This window comes from Flavobacterium chilense (assembly GCF_001602525.1).
In the GTDB taxonomy this organism is placed as follows: domain Bacteria; phylum Bacteroidota; class Bacteroidia; order Flavobacteriales; family Flavobacteriaceae; genus Flavobacterium; species Flavobacterium chilense.
On record NZ_LSYT01000001.1, the window covers coordinates 1 to 20,730 of the forward strand.

Consider the following 20,730-nt stretch of genomic DNA (forward strand, 5'->3'; position numbering starts at 1 on the left):
ATAACCCTCTGTTGTTGGGAAAAACTTTAAAATACCATTTTCATACTGATATCCGCCCAAATAATCTGTCGTTACTGGTGAAACCCCGCTTCGGTTTACAATTTTCTGTACTTTTTGTCCTGCAGCATTGTAAATATACACAATATTACCAGTAGTTGCAAAGGTAATTTGAGTAGGCAGATTCAGGTGATTGTAAACAATAGAGGTGATGTTTTTATTATTGTCTTTGGTCATATTACCATTGGCATCATAAGCATAATCATCGACAGTGTTTGAAGCACTGTCTACAAAACCTAATGATTTGTTGCTGTTGTCTACCACTTTTAAAAGCTGGTTGGCAGTATTGTTATTGGCATATGTGTATACCAGATCATCAATTACTTTAACTGTTTCACTGGTTCCGTTACGGGTAAGTGCGGTGATATTTCCGTTTTTATCATACCATAAATTTTCATTATAGGCATTTAGTACAGATCCGTTTTTATAAACCCCTTCCTTTAATCGGTTCAGATTGTCGTATTTATAGCCATAAGCCCTTACAACACCATTATCTGAATTGGTTGCCCAATAAGTTTCAGAAATGTTTCCGTTATACAATGGTTTTACATTACTGATTCCCGAAGCAGTAGTGTTGTAGTTAATCTTAAAAGCAAATAAATCTTTAGGGTCGCTGCCCTGATTCAGCGCATTTATATTGTTGATTGCCGTCATCCACCCACGGATGTTATAAGTATAATTGACATTCTGAGTATTGTTTCCTGTTTTTTTAGAGATAAGCTGTCCCAGTTCATCATAAGTATTACTTGTGATGGTTTCAATATTACCGCCATTGATCTGGTGTGTTTGTGTCAATAAACGGTCTTGTGGTGAGTAAGTAAAAGCATCTTTGGTAATCAGTTCAGGATCAGCGTTGCTTCTTTTGTGTCGGGTAATGCTGTATTGCAATTGTCCTGAAAAAGCATCCAGTTTACTGTCTGTATAGGTATAACCTCCTATAAAGTTTTGCATATAAGTACGTACCGGTCTTGCTTTTGCTTCATAAAAAGTAGCCGAAGTTTCCCCCGCTGTACTGCCGCTGGTAGTCAGTATTCTGGTCCAGGAAGCTGTTGGCAGACCTTTCACCTGATCTGTAGTTAAGGTAGCTTGTCCTTCTACACTTGCCGGAATGGTAATAGCCGGTGTACTGGGAAAGGTATAGTTATCATAATAATTAACGGTCAACAGCCTGAAAGATGTTGGGGCTACTACATTACTGTAATATGCTGCAATACCGTCAAGGGTTCCGCTGGTTTGTTTACTTTCGTTAAGTACATTCAGGGCAGTACTGTTCTGAGCAGCCTGCAGAGCAGTTCTTCCGGCAGCAGTTGGTTCTGTAGCATTCATCCATCCGGTATATACTGGACGATTAAAAGCATCATACTTGGTAATGATCCATCCTGCAGAAGTTAAATCCGAAAAAGGAGCATTGGCCGGACCTGTAGCCACAGGACGGTCCAGTTTATCATAAACAATAAATTCCCATTGTTTGCCCGGAAGTTTTTTCTCTACCAGCCTGTTGCGGTAATCGTATTTGTACTGGTAACATAAAATATCTAAAATACCCTGGGTTCCATTGTCAATAACAGCACTAAAAGTGCTTCCGGTCTGAGCGTTAAAACCCGGGAGTAATCGAATAGAATTAGTAGCCGTAAGATTTAAAGCAGTTCCCGGACTTACTACAGCAGTGGAGGTTACATCTGCCTGTATGTTTGTGGTTGCCCCAATAAGATCTACCGCTTTTGGAGGGATAACATAAGTAAGGTTTCCGTAAATATCATAGATGTAATACGTATCGTGTTTTTCGTTAACCGTTCCGGCCCCTACAGTGCCATAAGTTCTTTTTAATACAACCTGTCCTTCTTTGTTTTTGAATTCTACAGTTGATCCGTTATTTTCAGATAGGGGAGCTACAGTATTTTCATCATAAGTAATGGTTTTGTAAAGCTGATTAGGAAGGTAATAACCGCTGTTTAAAAGTGAAATCGCATATAATCCCGCTGTTGCATTCCACGATGTATTAGCCGTGAAGAGTTTTACTTCTTCCAGACCATTGGTCTGATAATCCATTTTTATTTCATGACCAGAACCGGAATACCAGGCGTCTCCCGGAGCAGCCTGTTTCAGGACACGGTTAAGAGGAGAGGACTCTAGCTCTTTTTGACTGTAAGGATAGCTGGTGGCTTCCATAGCAGGATTTCCGTTACTAACAGGATTTGGATTGGCATAGTAAGAAGAAACATGTGCTTCTGCAATTGGATCAAAATCCATGGCAGAGGTTTCGGCTTTAAATGGCAGGTATTCTTGTGTCTGTCTTCCAAAACCATCGTATTTGATATGGGTAACGATATCTTTGCCTGAAGAAGACTGCTGTCCTGCAATTTGCTGAACAGGCCTTCCCAACCCGTCAAAATAAGTTACATTTTGTGCTGCCTGAGTGGCAGTAGGAGAAACAATAACAGTAGGAGTAGCTACTTTATAAGTGGTGGTTTTAATATAATTTTGGGTTGTGGTTTGCCCTATTACCATAACAGGAAACAAAACCAAAAGTAGTTTTAGTATATTTTTCATGGTGCTTTTGGTTTATTGTTTGTAATTGTACTGGTTTTGAGAAAGGATATTGTTGTTTTTGTCTTTCACAAATTCAAGTCTTCCAAAGGAATCATAGGTATAAGTTATTTTATCTCCTTTAGGATCTGTTATGGTGCTTACTCCCACCAGTGGAATATAAGTGTAGGTCGTGATCATAGCATTTGGCAAGGCAGTTCTTAAAGAATTCAGAGCATTGATTAACTCTGTCTCTGTTGCTGTATTTGATTTATCTTGCAGATTGACTACATATGAAGAAACTTCACTATAAGTTGCATTTTCTATTTTGGCTATGGGCTGAGTTTTATTATAGCCCCAAATGATAGAAACAGGTGTACCATTTTCCAGCGAATATTCGATAACATTTCCATTACCTACAGAAACACCACTCACTAAATCAGAATCATATAAAACGAAATTTACTTTTCGATTACTATTATCAAACGGAAAAGTTTCGACAGCTCCTTTTGAGGAATGAATTTCTTTAGGCAAAAGAACATTTCCTGTAGCAGAACTTTCTTCATATTTAGTTATGGACTCCGATGTTTGAACATTATTGACAAAAGTTTCCGTTTTGACCGGCTTATCAATTTTGTTTTGAGTTATCAATTTCTGCATTTCGGCAGTCTGACCAGTTGAAACCAAATCCTGAGGATAGCTAAGCTGTGTTCTTAAAACTTCATTTTTACTATTAAAAGTTTCTGTTTTTGTTAGCTGATAATGTGCGGGATTTTCATAACCATAATTAGTTGTTTTTTGAGTCGTAGGTGCTTCATTAACATCATAATCTGTTTCTATGGTACTTGTAAGAACTTTTTTTCCAAATGTGGTACTGCCAGTAAAATAGAAAAATTGATAACTGTAAAAATCCCCACTTTGATCATAAGGGGTTGTTGGAAAAACATAGTTGTTTCCAGGATCAAAAGGCGGCTCAAAAATACTAAAAACTATATCATAAGGTATTTTCTTTTCAATCAGTTTTTGATAAGTATTATCAATGTTTTTAACTATTTTGAAAGTATTTGAGGTATCATTTTTATAATATTTAGTTTTTATTAGTGAGCCATAATTCCATGTATCATTTTTGTAATAGGCAAAATCAGAAATTTGTGTTGCAAAAGGAACTAAACCATTAGAAAATTGTATTGAAGTATCATTATATTGCGGATGTTTATATATAGTCGGAAAAAAATCGATTTCTCTAAGAGCAGGAATGTTTTCATAAAAGTATTCAATTTTTCCGTTTTTGATTGCCGTGTCTTTATTAATATCTATTTCGGTAACTTTACCATATGTCATGCCAGGTCCGCCACCAATGTTATTGTTATATATTGTAGAAGAAGAACATATTGGCTTTACAATGCTTTGATTTTGAGTTTCAATAATTCCTCTTTTATAGGTTCCCGCACCTTCCGGGGCAATTAAATTCTCCTGTTCATAAACGTATTGTTTTTGAGTTTCTGGTAAAGTGGCTCCAGGGAGATAATTTTTAATCGATTTTATTCTTAAACCTCCAACAAAAATAGTTGTAGGAGTTACAATCGTTCCTGTAGCTTCTTTCCATGAAGCCGTAATATTTAAAAACGGACAACCAGTAGGGCCAGTAACTCCACTTCTGAAATCAGCAGCTTTCAAAACAATTCCTGAAACATCTATATTATTAATTGTTCCGGACGACGTTGGGTATTGTTGTAAACCAGAATCATAGTTAAGCCTGTAAATAGTTGTATTACCATATTTTACATATGAATTTGGACCATTTTCATTTTTAGCAGGAGAAATATAATAAAATATTTTACCGCTACCGAGTATATAATTAGGGCCTACTACAACAGTATCTTCGCCATAATGAACATTACAGTTATTTCCCGTTCCATCAGCCCTTACAGTTAATGATCTGTCAACTGCAGTGGTTGAAGTTATGTTTTTAATATATCTGTTAGCTTCATATTCAAAAACACTATACCCTCCTTCCGGGTATGTTATTTTTTCTAAAATACCTGATTTCATAATATTTTCATCTCCGGCTCTATTACCATTACCAAAAGTTATGTCAGGGTAGGAGGTAATAGCTTTTATAGGTATTGTAGTTGGAGGCATTAACGAACCGGTATTACCGTTCATATATCCCCAATAATCCTGGCTTGTGGTTCCTCTTCTAAATATTGGAGATGAGTTATATTGAAAACTATATTTTGTATTTGTTTTGTTATTAAGAACTTCTTTTAATCGTAAAGCATAAACTTTACTATTTTGTATTCTTGCATTGTTGGCTAAAGGATCTGTATAAGAAGTTGAAAAAGCCTGACCGCCACTTCTGGAATAGTAATCATAGGAAAAACTATATTTTTGAATTGAAGTATTTTGATTATTTTGCACTGAACTTATTTCAATTGCATTTAACTTATAGTCATCAGCTAAGTCTTGTCTGTCCAGGGTAGATATAAAATCAACTTTTCCATTAGGAAAAGTTATAGTCTGTAAAAACTGCTTTTGTATTGGAGCAAGATAACCGTTTCCAGTAGGATAATTTGGTCTGATTAAAAAAGTTGTAGGACTGTCAAAATCTAATCTTTCACTAGTTATTACAGGATAATCAGCACTATTTATTGATTTATACTGAAATGCTATTTTTTCTTTGCCATTAGCAGAAATTATTTCTGTAAGATACCAGGCAGAAATAAAATCCATTCCCAAAGACTGAACTAATTCTGAGGGATTTGATGTTATTTCGAGAACGTCAATACCTTGTAAGTTTTTACCAAATTTATATATAGTACCGTCATCTTTAGTGATTTCAATTTCTGTATTTGAAATTATTTTCACTTTTGTATTTTGAAAATCTCTAAAATATGCTTTATAGGAATCATTTTGATCAAAATAAAATGAACCGGATAATCCAGGGGCATTAACAACGTATTCATCAGGAGCAGAATCTCTTTCTCCTTTTTGCATATCATAAAGAGCTCTGTAATTTTCTTTAGTAAAAGCAAAATTTGAAGATAAAGCAGGAATTGGTTTCCAGTTACTTTGTGAGCCTAATGAGCCATCAGGACGCCCTTTAGTATTACGTACAATTGCACCACCAGCATTTAAATTCCAACCAAGCCCCACCCACGATGCCGTTTCGTTTAACTGTATTCCTGAAGTATTGTAATTTAAAGAAATAGGCACAGTTAATTCTTTAGTTTTGATAGTATAAATAGGAACACTGACATTTAGTTTTCCTGTAGAATAATCAACAGGATATAAGCCTTGTTTTGCAAAGGAAGCGGCATTTGGACTTACCGGAAAATAGTTGGGCAAATCTTTAGTTATTTGAGATTGAATTGAGAAAGGAATTAAAAGAATAATCAGAATTAGCTTTAAACGAGAAGTGTAATACATATTAAAATTTAATTTTTTTTGTAAGAATAGAGCACAATGATAGTAATAAGTTTTTTTAGATTTAGCAAAAGAGAAAGAATGATATTAACAAAAAAAATCTTTATTGTTAACAATGGTTTTTTGTATCTAAATCTATATAATAATAGTTGTGGGAAGAACTTAGTGAAAACCCGAAAATAACTTTAGATGCTTTATTAGTAAGAGTTTTTAAATTTTAAATCCTCTTTTCCACTTAAATTTAAGTATTGTCCACTTCCCCCCAAACTTCGTCCATTTGAACTGTTTTCTGATTTCTTAAGAAACAGTATCGATATACTTTTGACAAAGAAATTAACCAGTAAAAATCATTTTAAAGTCAAAAGTTATGGAAACTAAAAAACAAAAAACATGGGTGATCATTGCTATAATCATTTTGGGGATTATTGCCTTTTTAATACCAAATCAGATTGCAGCCCAAAACGGAATTAATTGTACCGATTTACAAAAACATGATCTGAGTATTCTAGGAAGAGAAACCGTTCAGGCTCGAATTGATTTTGACGGACATACTGCTTTCGGAAAACACTCTCATCCCGGCGAAGAAATTATTTATGTACTCGAAGGTTCGCTGGAGTATGAAATAGAAGGCGAAATTCCCGTAACACTAAAAGCCGGAGAAGTACTTTTTATTCCGGCAGGTAAAATTCACTCGGCGAAAAATAATACCAATTTTAAAGCATCTGAACTGGCGACATATATAGTCGAAAAAGGAAAACCGGTTCTGGTTATGAAAAAGTAATTTCAGATTTCAGGTTGAAATGCGAATAATTGAACCGCAAAGGATACAAAGTTTTTTGCTTGTAGGTTTTTGTAAAAACGTAAAAAGCACAAAGTTATATGTAGATAAAATTTCGTGAATCTTACGGTTAAATACCACACATTTCACCTCTCACCATTCACAACCTACACATTGTCCGTTTCACCTTTTACATTGTCCGCTTCACCTTTTTTTGCCTTTTAAAACGCGGATAGTCAAGATACCTTTGACGAGGAAATTAACTGATAATCAACTAATAAAAACATTAAAAAATATGAAAACGATCTTGAAAATTAAAAACAGTTTTACAAATGCAATACTCTTAATTGCTTTTCTTTTAGTACATGCAGCTTCAATGCATGCACAAAATAGTCCGCTTGGGACTTTAAAACAAATCAATGCCGGTTTATTAAATGTAGGATATACAGAAGCAGGTCCGTCAACAGGAACTCCGGTAATTTTGCTTCACGGATGGCCTTATGATATTCACAGTTACAATGAAGTGGTACCCGTTTTAGTTTCAAAAGGATATCATGTTTTTACGCCGTATTTAAGAGGTTTTGGAACTACAACTTTCCTGTCAAAAGATACTTTCAGAAACGGACAACAGGCAGCTTTGGCAAGTGATCTTATTGCTTTTATGGATGCGCTAAAAATTGATAAAGCTATAATTGGCGGTTTCGATTGGGGTGCCAGAACAGCGGTAGTTACAGCAGCACTTTGGCCGGAACGTGTAAAAGGCCTGGTTTCGGTAAGTGGTTATTTGGTGGTCAATCTTGAAGCCAATTTAAAACCATTGCCTCCAAAAGCTGAATTAGGTTGGTGGTATCAGTATTATTTTGCTACCGAAAGAGGGAAACTCGGCTACAGCCAAAATACTTACGAATTCAATAAACAAATCTGGCAAATCGCTTCGCCGTTATGGAATTTCGACAAAACAACTTACGATCAAACTGCTCAGTCTTTTAACAATCCGGATCATGTCGCAATCGTAATTCACAATTACAGATGGAGACAATCTCTGGAAGCAGGAGAAGCTAAATATGATAATCTTGAGAAACGTCTTGCCGAAAAACCGGAAATAAAAGTACCCACCATTACAATTGGCAGCGATTTTGACGGCGCTTTTGCAGATGGAAAAGCATACGCCAGCAAATTTACCGGAAAATATGCCCACCGAATCCTGAAAGCAATAGGACACAATGTTCCGCAAGAAGACCCGAAAGCATTTGCTCAGGCGATAATTGATGTAGACGGCTTTAAGAATTAAAAATCAGGAATTAAAAATTAAAAATAATCTAATATCTAAAAATTAAAATCATGAAAACAACAGTATTATACACAGGAAAAACACATACAACAGGTGGTAGAGAAGGAGCTTCTCAAAGTTCAGATGAGCAATTGAATATTAAGCTAAGTTCGCCGGGATCATCACGTCCGGGAACAAATCCCGAGCAGTTATTTGCTGCAGGCTGGTCGGCTTGTTTTATAGGGGCGTTAGGAATTGCCGCTTCAAAACTAGGAGTAAGACTTCCGGCAGAAACTGCGGTCGATGCCGAAGTAGATTTATGTGTAACCGAAGGCGAATATTCTTTGCAGGCACGCTTAAACATCAGTCTTCCGGGCATTGATACCCAAACTGCAGAAAATTTGGCTGCACAGGCACATCAGACTTGTCCGTACTCAAAAGCAACAAGAGGAAATATAAACGTTGAGATTACTATTTTATAATAGTTATGAGTTATGAGTTATATGTTAAATGTTAAATGTTGTATGTTAAATGTTATATGTTAAATGTTATATGTTAAATGTTAAATGTTGTATGTTAATAAAGGTTAATGGCTTATGTATCGGGTAGCATACATTATTTGATTTGTTCCTTTTAATACTTGATTCATAACCCATAACTCACAATTCACAGTTCACAACTCACAGTTCACAATTCACAATTCACAAATCTTTCACTTCAAAAACATGAAAAATATAGTAACGACTTTTATAATGCTGTTTTTCTTATCCGGAAACATCATTTTTAGTCAAAACAATCAGGATAAAAAAGGTTTTGCCCTTTTAGAATTATATACTTCCGAAGGTTGTTCGAGTTGTCCGCCAGCAGATGAATTGTTGGGTAAAATTCAAAAAGAACAAAAAGAAAACAATGTATATGTTTTATCGTATCATGTTGATTATTGGGATAAACAAGGCTGGAAAGATATTTTTAGTAATGTTGATTATACCAAAAGACAGTACGATTATGCCAGATATATGGGCAAAGACCCTGTCTACACGCCACAAGTAATCATTAACGGGAAAATAGATTATATAGGATCTCAGGAAACAAGTCTGAGAAACGGAATCAGAACTGCCCTTTCAAAATCAGGATCAGCAAGTTTAAACTTAGAAAGTACTCAAAACGGAGAAAATCTTGCTGTAAATTATGCTGTCGAAACTATCTCAAAAAACAGTCGTTTGTTTATTGCAGTCGTTCAAAAAGAAGCAAAAAGCAATGTAAAAAGAGGAGAGAACGCCAATAGAGTTTTATCACATTATCAAATCGTTCGTCATTTGCAGTCGGTTGATTTGAACAAAATCAAAAAAGGTATAACATCGGTTCATCTTCCTAAAGATTACAACTCAAAAGATTTTGAAATTATTGGATTTATTCAGGACATGAATTCCGGGGCAATTTTAGAAGTAAAAAGAGCGTAATTTTTGTTTCATGCAGATTTAAAGAGAGTACATCGTCATATTTGTCATTTCGGGAAACGAGAAATCTTCGCAAGTAACGTCGTACAGAATGTCATCCATTTTTACAGCGTATTTCTTAGAGATTTCTCGTTGCTCGAAATACGTTAGTATATGTTGGTTTTAATCAGCTGAAACGTCTTTACCCGAAAAGAAAAACCAGGTTCCTATCTTTTTAAATCTGCATGAAAATTTTAAGTTCCTATGAACAACAAATCTCCATTTTTTCAAAATAAACTTATCTTTGACAATCAGGATAAAAAACTGATACAATTATGAAAAAAGTAAAACGTTTTCAGGTTTCGCCCAAAGTAATTTGGGGAAGTTCGATTGCACTGGCAATTCTGGCTTCGATTCCCAAACTATTCGATTCCGGTTCTACACCTGGCGACATCATTATAAACTCTTCGATTACACTGCTGTTTTCGCTTTTTATCTGGTATTACAACATTTACAGTTTACCCAAATTCTCATCGCAACATACTAATAAAAGCCTTTTTAACTGGAAGCTTTTACTGAGTGTTGTTCTGGGAATTTTACTCATGGTGATACTTGTAATCGCACATCAGGAACTTTTTCAGGTTTCGAAAATGGATGCACCAATTATGTTTGAACTTCGCGGAGTTTTGATCAATCTGATCGTCTATATGTTTTTGCATTTACTATTTCAGAATTATCAGACCCAGCAAATGGGAGTAGAGCTCGAACGTACAAAAGCCGTACATCTGGGAGCACAATACGAATTGCTGAAACAACAGGTAAACCCACATTTTTTATTTAACAGTCTCAATACCTTAAAATCAATGGTCGATATGCAGGATCCGCAGAGTTCTGATTTTATCCTGAAATTATCTGATTTTTACCGATTCACGCTCGAAAGCCGAAAAATGGATTTGATTCCGCTAAAAGAAGAATTACAAATTTTAGATTCGTATAGCTATCTGCTAAAAGCCCGTTTTGAAGACGGATTTGAAGTCCTGAAAGAAATAGACGAAAAACAATACGACTGTGTGATTCCGCCTTTTTCTCTGCAATTACTTATCGAAAATTGCATCAAACACAATGTCGTTTCGCTTGATAAACCTTTAAAAATTAAATTATATACCGAAAATAATTTTCTGGTAATCGAAAATCCCATTCAGCTCAAGCGAGGCACTTTATCCACCGGAGTTGGATTAAATAATATCAATCAGCGTTTTATGCATTTGGTTCACAAAGAAATTGAAATTGATAAAACCGAAACCCTTTTTAAAGTAAAAATACCACTCATTTATGACGATCATAATAATTGAAGATGAAGTAAAAACGGCCAAAGCACTTGGTCAGCTTATTTTGAGTATCAGACCAGATGCTCAAATTTTGTCGTATATTCAAAGTATAGACGGCGCGGTGAGTTATCTTTTAGAAAACGATCAGCCGGATTTGATTTTTATGGATATTCAGCTCGCAGACGGATTGTGTTTTGAAATTTTTAAAAACGTTGAGGTGCTGTCGCCTGTAATTTTTTGTACCGCTTTTGATGATTATGCCATTGAAGCTTTCAAATCGAACGGAATCGATTATGTCCTAAAACCTTTTTCGAGAGAAAGCATTTCGCAGGCAATAAAAAAAGCAGGCGAATTGAAAAACTTCTTTCAAAGAAATAAAAAAATGCTCCCTGATTTTGATTATCTCTTAACCAGAACAGGTGAAAACAAAGGTAAAAGTAGCTTTTTGGTTTTTAAAAACAATAAATACCAAACGATTCTAACTGAGAATATTGCTTTCTTCTACATCAAAAACGAAACTCCAACCATTGTTACTTTTGATAAAACAGAATATCAGATTACACAATCGCTTGATGAAGTTCATAAGCTCTTATCGCCAATTCAGTTTTTTAGAATCAACAGACAATATCTCGTCAATTTTTCGGCTATAAGAGAGGCAGAACATTATTTCTCCCGAAAATTAATCCTTAAACTGACTATTCCAACAGAGGAGAAACTATTGATAGGAAAAGAAAAAGCAACAGCATTTTTAAGCTGGCTTGAGAACAGATAAATTTTTAGATTTTAACAGCGCATAGTTAGAATTAAACTGTAGAACAAATACTATAATTAATGTAGAGTAAAAACTACATCTAAAAGCAGCAACGATTTTTGAATAACAGAGTTAAATAGCACGCATAATGTTTAGCCGCAATAAAAAGTAAAAGCACGAAAGCGCAAAGATTAATTTTCTTTGCGCTTTTCGTGGCTTTAGGATTATAAGTAAGTCATTAGTTTTACTCTGAAACTCTTACCGTATAAGTTGCAGTATAAAGCTTTCTAAACATTGCATAAGTAACACTTACCATAACAAAAGCTACAATAGCATCGATTGTGGCAGGAAATCCCAGAACAACCAGTTTTGAAAAGAAAGCAAATAGAATATCAAAAAATACACCCGCAAATACCCATTCTTTTAATCGTAATAGCTTATTGGGAATCAATAAGGTAATTACTCCGGAGATTTTCATTACACCAAGAATGTAAATAAAATGAGCCGGATAACCCAGTTGTTGGGTAATTTGCCAAACCAGTTTGTTGGTTGTAAGTTCAAAAAATCCGCTGGCACCAAACCATAAAGAAGTTAATGTAATTCCTGTCCAATAAATAATTTTTGTTGTTTTTGCATTCATGATTTTAAAATTTTAAGTTGTTAAACAGGACAAAATTGCGGCAATAACGATAGGTTTCATATGCATATTTAGGTGAACCGGACAAATTGAAATCTGAAATAGACAATCTATAAGTTCATTTGATTTTATAACTTTACAAAAAAAGACTTTTCGAAACATAAAAAATCTATTTTATAATGTGGTACAATACAAAAGCTAAAGATATATTAGGCATTCAATATCCAATTTTGCTAGGGCCTTTTGGCGGAAATTTATCTACAGTAGCACTTACAGCAGCCGTTTCTAATGCAGGCGGATTAGGTGGTTATGGTGCTTATACAATGAGTCCGCAGGAAATTTTTGAAGTTGATAAACAAATAAAAGCCGCTACCAATAAACCCTATAATATTAATCTTTGGGTATCTGATCATGATATTCCGGAAACGGGTCTTACAGACGAGCAGTTTAACAAAGCCAAAGCCGTTTTTAAACCATATTTTGATGAAGCCGGGATTCCGTTACCGGAAAAACCGGGACCATTTCAATCCAGATTTGAGAATCAGTTAGAAGTAATTTTAGACGTTAAGCCCAAAGTGTTTAGTTTTATGTTTGGCGTTCCTTCAGATGATGTTCTCGAACAATGCCGCAGATCCGGGATAGTTACAGTGGGTGCTGCAACAACTTTAGACGAAGCTATTTTTCTCGATAGTAAAGGAGTAGATATGATTATCGCTTCGGGATTTGAAGCTGGCGGACACCGTCCTTCGTTTTTAAAAGATTCAGAATCTTCTTTAACCGGAACTTTTGTTTTACTGCAATTGATTAAAGAAAAAGTAAAAACGCCTATTATCGCAGCAGGCGGAATCGCTACCGGAAAAGGTATTGCCGCAGCGCTGACTCTGGGTGCCGATGCTGCTCAGATTGGTACGGCATTTTTAGCCTGTGACGAATCAAATGCTTTACCCGTTCACAGGGAAATGCTGTTTTCTGATGCTGCAAAATACACCACTTTATCCCGGGCTTTTACAGGAAGACTCGGGCGTGGACTGACAAGCAGGGTTGCTAAAGAAATTCTCGGCAAAGAAGATCATATTCTGCCATTTCCGCTTCAGACTACATTTATTGCCCCATTACGGAAAGCAGCGATTGATCAGGAAAAATGGGATATGATTTTATTTTGGGGCGGACAAATTTCACCTATTTTAAAACATACCAAAGCCTTAGAATTAATGGATTCCTTAATCGAAGAAACAGCCCTTTATTACAAATAATACCGTCCTTTTTTAATGGCAATTAGAGCGTGATATACGCTTTTGCCAATATCAAAATGGTCAAAGAAATGAAGTAAATAGCGGTTGCTACAATGGCAAAAATGATATGAGCTATAAATAATTGAAAATAATAGCGTTTAAAATTAATTTTGGGCTGATCGCTGCTGAGTTTAAAAATAAGCATCCAGCCCAAAATACCAATGATACCGCTTAATGCACCCAATAGTAAAGCGCTTAAAAGCGATATGGGTAAAATATCAGTTATCCAGAGCCAGTAATAAACAATGACAAACCAGTAACCTATAAGAAAATGAACGATCCAGCCCCAGGTTGTTTTAGACTGTCCGGGTAATTTTACTTTGAATATCTTAAGCATATAAGAAAGTAAAACAGGTTCTTTGTACAGTTCCTGAAATTTTCCGGAAGCCGCATAACTAAAAGCGGTCATTGCAGATGTTGCTGTAATAGAAACTATTAAAAGCTGTATGAAAGTGTAAAAATCCATAATTTTAATAGATTTAAAATCGCATAAGCAGAAAGAAAAGTTTTAATTCATTTTATATGGCATCGTTTGAGGTAAATTTTCTATAACAGCCAAGTGCTAATAAAGGCAATGCAAATTTGCTTATTAAAGAAGCTGTTTTATGTTTCCCTGCTAATTTTAAAGCGCCTCCAACCAATAATGATCCGCTGGCGGCAATTATTAATTTTTCAGGAGAAACAGGAGTAATTTCCTCTTTTGCCCCATAACCTGTGTTTTCCTTTGTTTTTGGATTGAATATATTTCCCATGATTTCTAAGTTTTAGAGTTTCACAAAATGTAAAATCTTACGGATTCCATTTTGTACTTTTTTAATTAATCTGTAGCATAATTGTCTATTTCACGATCGTTCTCGTCATAATGTTCTATAAGATCATCGTCAAGGTCATTTTCGTCAATATCTTCATCATAATCATCCTGATCTTCGTTTTCGGTTATATCATTTTCATCCTCATATTCCTCTTCATAATTGTCATTTCCTTCAGAGAATCTAATAGCGTTGTAAATCGTTTTGTCGTTTTGATCTAAAGTGTTCATATAAATAATTTTAAATGGTTAGACGGGATTTTTTCGATAAATCTATTTATGAGTATTTTCATTCAAATTTATATTAAAAAAAGAATAATCCGATTATAATATTTTAATTTCTCATTATATAATTATCAGTAAATCAAATTGTTTTGTGATAAATAAGTGTTTTTAAATTTTAAAGATTTAGTGTATAAAATGTCTGAATAGAATTCCAGAGTGAAAATTATATAATCTGAAATTATCATTTTGTAAGTTTTTTAGCGTGTAAAATTCAAATATTTGTGTAGAAGTTTTAACCGCTCAAAACAATAATTATTGGTCTAAAATAAATAGTACAAATTATAAATGAAACGATTATGAATAAAAAAGGACCTATTATCATAATAGAAAACAAGCAGGGAGATCGTAAGTTATTTATAGAAGTTTTTTCAGAATTGAATTATGCCAATCAGATTATTTATTTTAATGATGCTGATACGGCATGTAAATATTTACTCAGACATGAAATCAGTCCGTTTCTTGTATTTTCAGATATTACCTTATTAAATGTAATGAACTACAAAATCGTAGAACCCAATATAGACAAAGTTGAGATGATATTCAATTGTCCGTATCTCTTTTTTACCACCTTGTTTGAACAAAGTTTTGTAATTGATCCTTATTCTGTTCCCACACAAAGTCACTTTATTAAACCGTATGACTATACAAAGTTCAAAGAAGTGATCAGCACGATTATAGAATATTGGTTGAAATACAAACCATTAAAAAAATCAAAAAAAAATATTTAAAAAAAGAAGATACCTCCAAATGGTATCTTTTTTTTGCTCCTGTTTATACAAAATAAAGAAGTGTGCATTTTACAACTTGGTTGCAACTTATAATATGAAACGTAATTCGCACATTATTAATAAGATAAGATGCTAAATCATGCATAATTTAGATACTGTTTTCTACGTACAACAATCTAAATCAAAATCATGAAAAAACTATTTTTTTACTTGTGCATATTTTCTCTTGCTGTCACTGGTGGCTGTAAAAAAGAAGGAGAAAAAGAGGGTAGTATTGATACCACAAAATCCGTTTCGAATGCAGACGGATATGAATTTGTAGGTGGTTATCCAACAGAAGCCACTATTAAAAAAGCTTATGACGATGCTGATCTCAGTCGTGCTGTACAAGCTTATAAATTTTTCTATCCAACGGTTTCAGGAGAAGCAATGGTTAAAGGAAATGACAGTATCAATGTCAAACCCAATACTTCGTTTGGTACATTAGATACTAAACCATCCCAAATTGGATATACGCTGAATTCTGACACACCTTATGGACCAATCTTAATTGATTTGTCTAAAGGTCCTATGGTAATAGATATTCCTAAAGGTCCGCTTATTGTGGTGGCAATGGATGTTAACCAACGCTGGGTAGCCGATATGGGAATTCCGGGTCCGGATGCCGGAAATGGAGGCAAACACCTGCTGCTTCCGCCAAATTACAAAGGCACTGTTCCTGCCTCTGGTTATCATGTCTGGAAATCCTCATCAGATAATCTTACTGTTGGAGTGCGTTCGCTTCCTGTTGGCGGTGATGTAAAAGCTGCAATGGAACGCATTAAAACAGTAAAAGTTTATCCCTTAAACAAATCTGCAGACTGGAAAGAACCAACCTGGCTTGATTTTACAGATAAACACCAAAATAGTACACCTCTGGCATGGGAAACCAATATCAAATACTGGGAAAATTTAAATGATGCCATACAACGTGAACCTGCTTATGATGGTTACAGAAATTATTACGGAGAACTTGCCGTATTGGGAATCATAAAAGGAAAGCCTTTTAAACCAGATACACGAATGAAAGAAATACTCGAAAAAGCAGCTAAAATTGCCAATGCCCAAATGCGGGTACAATCTTTTGCAGACCGTCGTCCGGATCGTGTTGTCTGGAAAGACCGTCAGTGGGAGTGGGTAGCACTTCGATTTGAAGATGGCGATTTTAATTCAACAAGTTATGTAGACCTTGATGGCCGCGAAACCTGGTTTTATCAGGCAATTGGAGCTTCTCCGTCGATGTTTAGAAGAAAAGAAGGAGGCGGATCATTATACTGGCTCGGACTTAAAGATGCTAACGGAAAATATGTTGATGGCGCTAAAACGTACAAACTAACTGTACCAACTCCTGTTCCGGCAAAACTATTCTGGTCTGTTACCGTTTATGATGCCAATACCAGAAGTCAGGTCGCAACAGATCAAAATAAAGCAGCTTTGCGATCTATGTTTGAGCTAAAAGATAAAATAGGAGGTAAAAGTGTTGATTTATACTTTGGACCAAAAGCACCGGCTGGAAAAGAAGGACAATGGATTAAAACAATTCCGGGAAAAGGCTGGTTTGTCTATTTTAGAATTTACGGACCAGAAACTGCGGCATTTAACGGAAGCTGGAAACCGGGTGATTTTGAAGAGGTAAATTAGACATTTTACAAATACTATTTTTTGATATATCGATCCTGATTTTTATTTTTTGTAAAAGTGTATTAACAATGGTACAAAAAAAGAGAAGGAAATTGTTAACGGAATCATACTCTTAAAACGTAGAAATTATGTCACTACCAGATGAATTATATAACGTAAAATTTGCCGAGTATTTTGAATCTATGAAAGCTATGTATCAACAAGATGAACGATTCAGGACAATTTGTGACGATTATTGTTCCAGTATTGCAAATGCTGAGAATTATAAAAAAAAACATGAAAAAAATTTTCGGCATCAGTTAGAATGCGAAAATTTAGCAAAAGAATTAGAAGAAGAAATCTTGTTTTATATGGTTAGAAATACGTAACTGATTTTCTTTTATAAAATGAGATCCATTCAAGGTATAACCAGTAATAAATTGATTATGAAAAAGTTTTTCCTATATTTTTTACCTGTGTTGCTGCTTACAGCCTGCAATCAGTCAAAAACAACAAACCCTGAAAAAACAGCTGAAACAAATGTTGAGGGTACAGCATTTAAACCCGCTAATATTAAAGAACAAATTTTGTATCAGCGTGCTGTTGATGCCGCGATTTGGGGCATTCCGGCAGTTAATTATCAATTAATGTTTGACGAGCTGAAAAAGTTTAACGGCGATTACAATCAGATCGTGATCTGGCCTAAATTATTAGACTGGAAAAATCAGACCCTTACACCAAATCCGGATGTAATTTATCTGATGCCTTTTTTTAATACCGAGAAAACAGGACCGGTAGTACTTGAAATACCACCGGTAGATAGTGGTGTTTTTAATGGCAGTATAATGACCTTTTGGCAAAATGCCCTTGATGATGTAGGCCCAGGCGGAGTAGATAAAGGAAAAGGCGGAAAATACCTTATTTTACCTCCGGGTTATGATAAAAGTAAAATCCCAACAGGTTATATTCCGTTACAGTCAGATACCTATCGCGGTTATGCATTGCTGCGTTCTGTATTAAAAAGCGGTAGCGCAGCAGATGTGGCAACAGCCGTAGCCTACGCTAAAAGAGTTAAGTTATATCCGTTAAGCGAAGCCTCAAAAAATCCTGCTACCGTTTTTGTAGATGCCAGTGATAAGGTCTATGAATCGAACATTGTGTATGACTCTAGCTTTTATGCAACATTAAACGAAATCATCCAGACAGAACCCTGGATCGAAAGAGATCGTGCCATGATCGATCCGCTCAAAACAATTGGTATAGTAAGAGGAAAAGCATTTAATCCCGATGAACGCACCAAAGAAATACTGACATCTGCTGTAAAGGCTGCCAGATCGTGGCTGAATTATATTTATGAAGAAACACCTGTATTTTTTAAGGATACACATTGGATTTTTCCGGCTACCGAAGAATTTGCAGGAAATGTAAAAGCGATGTACAAAGTGCCTGATTCTTATCCAATTGATAACAGGGGAATGATATATATGATCGCCTTTTTTAGTGCAAAACATCTTGGTGAATCACAATTCTATTTGTTACAAATTCTAGATAAAGACGGAAATGCTCTGGACGGAAACAACTCTTATAAAGTAAATGTTCCGGCAAATGTTCCTGTAAAACAGTATTGGTCGATGACAGTTTACAATCGTGAAACCCACACGTTTATACGCAATCAAAAGTGGGCAGGACGCTCCTCCCAAACACCGGGACTTAAGAAAAATACAGATGGTTCGGTCGATCTTTATTTTGGACCAACTCCGCCTGCAAGCGGTGAATCAAATTGGATACCAACAGATCCCAAAGGAAAGTTTGAAATACTGGCCCGCTTTTACGGACCAACACCCAACTTATACGATCATAGCTGGAAGCTCAATGATTTAGAAAAAATAAAGTAGCGCATTTACAGCTGCACTTAAAAAAAGATCTCACCATCAAACGTAATTTTGATGGTGAGATCTTATGTTTTAAAAATAAAACCACTTCCTTTAATTGAGCCACTCGCTTACAAATTTTCGATAGGTTTCGCCAATAGGAAAAGATTCTCCGTTGATCATATGAATCTGATTTCCCTCAATAATTTTTATTTTGTTTTGAGGAATAATGTACGAACGATGAATACGTATAAACTGATTTGGAGGAAGTTTCTCTAATATGTCTTTCATGTTTTCCAGCACCATTATTTTTTCTGTATTGGTATGAATACGGATATAATCTTTTAAACCTTCGATATATAAAATAGTGGCATTGGCAATCTTATACAATTTGCGATCTGCTTTTACGACTATAAACTGATCTGTTTCCTGATTTTGAAACGTTTCCTGCCAGCGTGTAAATTTCTCTATACTTTGATAAAAACGACTGAATGTGATTGGTTTTAGCAAATAATCAATTACATGAAACTGAAACACATCCAGAGCATATTCCGGATAAGCAGAAGTAATAATAAAATTATGTTTTTGATTAAACATCTGCATAAATTCAATTCCTGTAAGCTGTGGCATCTGAATGTCAATAAAAATCAAATCGACCGTTTCCGTATTCAACACTTCAATGGCTTTATAGACATCACAATCTGCATACAGAACATTTAGTTTTGGAATTTTTGATGCATAATCGGCGATAAGTTTGACAGCCAGCGGTTCATCGTCGAGGATAATACAATTTATTTTATTCTTCATTTTAAGTCTATTTGAATTTCGGCATTAAACTGATTGTTTTGGTTGGTAAGGGTTAAATAATGTTTTTGCGGATAATAAATCTCTAATCGTTTTCGTAAATTATCCAGGCCAATTCCGCCCAGTTTATCTTTTTTTTGAACCCCAATATGGTTTGTTACTTTAAAATTGAGCTGGTTGTCTAGTATCTTTAAATCAATAACAATAGGTTTATCATTTGATGTTACGCCATGTTTTAATGCATTTTCGACCAATGGAGATAAAATATAAGGCGGAACTTCTTCGGTAAGATTTACAGTTTCAACATGCAAATCAACAAAAGCATTATCCTGATGTCGCAATTGTTCCAGTTCGATATAAGCTTTGATATAATCTATTTCATCGGCCAGTTTAATTTTTTCCTTTTGAGATTCGTAAGTGGTAAAACGCATAATCTGACTCAGTTTTTCAATTGCAGCCAATGATTTGTCCGATTGAAAATAAACCATCGAATAGATATTATTAAGTGTATTAAAAATAAAATGCGGATTAATCTGGGCTTTTAAAAATTTGATTTCGGTGTTTTTATTCTCTTCCAGAATAATCTGGTTGTACTCTAAAAGACGGATAAAATAAATCACAAACCAAAGCAGCGAACTCAGGATAATTGCCTTACTGCTATACTGCAAATTATCCATCATATAATTCAGAGGATTAAAATTGGTATAGTTTACCCGTTCAAATAAAATCTTTGTAATTACCTGTTCTGTAAACCAGCGAAGTATCGTAAAAACTAAATACGAAACCATCACTCCCACAAAAAAGAATTTCCATTTAAAAACCTTAAAAACCCTTTTCATCACCACAAAGTAATGAAAGTAAAACGTGATTATAAATACAATAACATAGGTGATAAAAAACATATCAGGAACAAAAAACTGTAATTGCATTGGGTTTTTTACAAAAGTAAAATAAGCTAAAAGCAGCCAATAAATAAGATGAATAAGACCTTCTGTTTTTTTGGATAATGTTCCTTTATACATGTTTTGGATTTTTTTCAAAGATACAGATTCATTAAAAAGCAATAAACAGGGT

At 34.8% G+C, this 20,730-nt stretch carries 19 protein-coding genes; 11 read left to right on the top strand and 8 right to left on the bottom strand.

The window, feature by feature from the left end:
* Both A4F88_RS25645 and A4F88_RS00010 read right to left on the bottom strand, forming a co-directional pair.
* The coding region (locus A4F88_RS25645) for a DUF6443 domain-containing protein (RefSeq protein ID WP_245178975.1) at window positions 1-2,607 on the bottom strand (2,607 nt) is incomplete at its 3' end.
* Between the two features lie 12 nt (window positions 2,608-2,619).
* Entirely contained in the window at window positions 2,620-6,012 is a 3,393-nt protein-coding gene (locus A4F88_RS00010; RefSeq protein WP_068840499.1) for an RHS repeat domain-containing protein, read from the bottom strand.
* Window positions 6,013-6,376: 364 nt separating this feature from the next.
* Between A4F88_RS00010 and A4F88_RS00015 the strand changes: the two genes are divergently transcribed.
* The 6 genes from A4F88_RS00015 to A4F88_RS00040 all read left to right on the top strand — a co-directional run bounded on the left by A4F88_RS00015 (window position 6,377) and on the right by A4F88_RS00040 (window position 11,593).
* Window positions 6,377-6,790 carry a cupin domain-containing protein gene (locus A4F88_RS00015; protein ID WP_068840500.1) on the top strand — a complete coding sequence of 138 codons (414 nt, stop codon included), beginning with the start codon at window positions 6,377-6,379 and terminating at the stop codon, window positions 6,788-6,790.
* A gap of 292 nt (window positions 6,791-7,082) precedes the next feature.
* On the top strand, window positions 7,083-8,078 hold the full coding sequence (locus A4F88_RS00020; protein WP_068841410.1) for an alpha/beta fold hydrolase: 996 nt from the start codon (window positions 7,083-7,085) through the stop codon (window positions 8,076-8,078).
* Window positions 8,079-8,128: 50 nt separating this feature from the next.
* Window positions 8,129-8,539 (top strand): organic hydroperoxide resistance protein, encoded by a 411-nt coding sequence (locus tag A4F88_RS00025; protein WP_068840501.1) that lies wholly within the window; start codon window positions 8,129-8,131, stop codon window positions 8,537-8,539.
* Window positions 8,540-8,782: 243 nt separating this feature from the next.
* Window positions 8,783-9,517, top strand: coding sequence for a DUF1223 domain-containing protein (locus tag A4F88_RS00030; protein ID WP_068840502.1), 735 nt, complete (start codon window positions 8,783-8,785; stop codon window positions 9,515-9,517).
* A gap of 311 nt (window positions 9,518-9,828) precedes the next feature.
* Window positions 9,829-10,845 carry a sensor histidine kinase gene (locus A4F88_RS00035; RefSeq protein WP_068840503.1) on the top strand — a complete coding sequence of 339 codons (1,017 nt, stop codon included), beginning with the start codon at window positions 9,829-9,831 and terminating at the stop codon, window positions 10,843-10,845.
* Complete coding sequence (locus A4F88_RS00040) at window positions 10,826-11,593, top strand: LytR/AlgR family response regulator transcription factor (protein ID WP_068840504.1); 768 nt, start codon at window positions 10,826-10,828, stop codon at window positions 11,591-11,593. Before A4F88_RS00035 ends, A4F88_RS00040 begins: the two co-directional genes overlap by 20 nt.
* Window positions 11,594-11,816: 223 nt before the next feature.
* On the opposite strand, the gene A4F88_RS00045 is transcribed toward A4F88_RS00040, so the two are convergent.
* Window positions 11,817-12,212, bottom strand: coding sequence for a DoxX family protein (locus A4F88_RS00045; protein ID WP_068840505.1), 396 nt, complete (start codon window positions 12,210-12,212; stop codon window positions 11,817-11,819).
* A gap of 176 nt (window positions 12,213-12,388) precedes the next feature.
* Here A4F88_RS00045 and A4F88_RS00050 point away from each other — a divergent pair, with 176 nt between their 5' ends.
* The gene (locus tag A4F88_RS00050) at window positions 12,389-13,462 is read left to right on the top strand and encodes an NAD(P)H-dependent flavin oxidoreductase (RefSeq protein ID WP_068840506.1); all 1,074 of its coding nucleotides are present in this window, start codon (window positions 12,389-12,391) and stop codon (window positions 13,460-13,462) included.
* A gap of 22 nt (window positions 13,463-13,484) precedes the next feature.
* On the opposite strand, the gene A4F88_RS00055 is transcribed toward A4F88_RS00050, so the two are convergent.
* The 3 genes from A4F88_RS00055 to A4F88_RS00065 form a co-directional block, all read right to left on the bottom strand.
* A complete protein-coding gene (locus A4F88_RS00055; RefSeq protein ID WP_068840507.1) occupies window positions 13,485-13,967 on the bottom strand; it encodes a hypothetical protein in 483 nt (160 codons plus the stop codon).
* Window positions 13,968-14,019: 52 nt separating this feature from the next.
* Window positions 14,020-14,253 (bottom strand): hypothetical protein, encoded by a 234-nt coding sequence (locus tag A4F88_RS00060; protein WP_068840508.1) that lies wholly within the window; start codon window positions 14,251-14,253, stop codon window positions 14,020-14,022.
* A 65-nt stretch (window positions 14,254-14,318) separates the two neighbouring features.
* Window positions 14,319-14,540 (bottom strand): hypothetical protein, encoded by a 222-nt coding sequence (locus tag A4F88_RS00065; RefSeq protein ID WP_068840509.1) that lies wholly within the window; start codon window positions 14,538-14,540, stop codon window positions 14,319-14,321.
* A 350-nt stretch (window positions 14,541-14,890) separates the two neighbouring features.
* On the opposite strand from A4F88_RS00065, the gene A4F88_RS00070 reads away from it, so the two are divergent.
* The 4 genes from A4F88_RS00070 (at window position 14,891) to A4F88_RS00085 (ending at window position 18,876) form a co-directional block, all read left to right on the top strand.
* Entirely contained in the window at window positions 14,891-15,322 is a 432-nt protein-coding gene (locus A4F88_RS00070) for a hypothetical protein (protein WP_068840510.1), read from the top strand.
* A gap of 189 nt (window positions 15,323-15,511) precedes the next feature.
* Window positions 15,512-17,002: a DUF1254 domain-containing protein gene (locus A4F88_RS00075; RefSeq protein ID WP_068840511.1), complete on the top strand. Its 1,491-nt coding sequence runs from the start codon at window positions 15,512-15,514 to the stop codon at window positions 17,000-17,002.
* Between the two features lie 128 nt (window positions 17,003-17,130).
* Window positions 17,131-17,370, top strand: coding sequence for a hypothetical protein (locus A4F88_RS00080; RefSeq protein WP_068840512.1), 240 nt, complete (start codon window positions 17,131-17,133; stop codon window positions 17,368-17,370).
* Window positions 17,371-17,427: 57 nt separating this feature from the next.
* Window positions 17,428-18,876: a DUF1214 domain-containing protein gene (locus A4F88_RS00085; protein ID WP_082815697.1), complete on the top strand. Its 1,449-nt coding sequence runs from the start codon at window positions 17,428-17,430 to the stop codon at window positions 18,874-18,876.
* A gap of 90 nt (window positions 18,877-18,966) precedes the next feature.
* Here A4F88_RS00085 and A4F88_RS00090 read toward each other — a convergent pair whose 3' ends face one another.
* Both A4F88_RS00090 and A4F88_RS00095 read right to left on the bottom strand, forming a co-directional pair.
* Window positions 18,967-19,659: a LytR/AlgR family response regulator transcription factor gene (locus tag A4F88_RS00090; RefSeq protein WP_068840513.1), complete on the bottom strand. Its 693-nt coding sequence runs from the start codon at window positions 19,657-19,659 to the stop codon at window positions 18,967-18,969.
* Window positions 19,656-20,678 carry a sensor histidine kinase gene (locus A4F88_RS00095; protein ID WP_068840514.1) on the bottom strand — a complete coding sequence of 341 codons (1,023 nt, stop codon included), beginning with the start codon at window positions 20,676-20,678 and terminating at the stop codon, window positions 19,656-19,658. The genes A4F88_RS00090 and A4F88_RS00095 overlap by 4 nt, the downstream gene beginning before the upstream one ends.
* Between the last annotated feature and the right edge of the window lie 52 nt (window positions 20,679-20,730).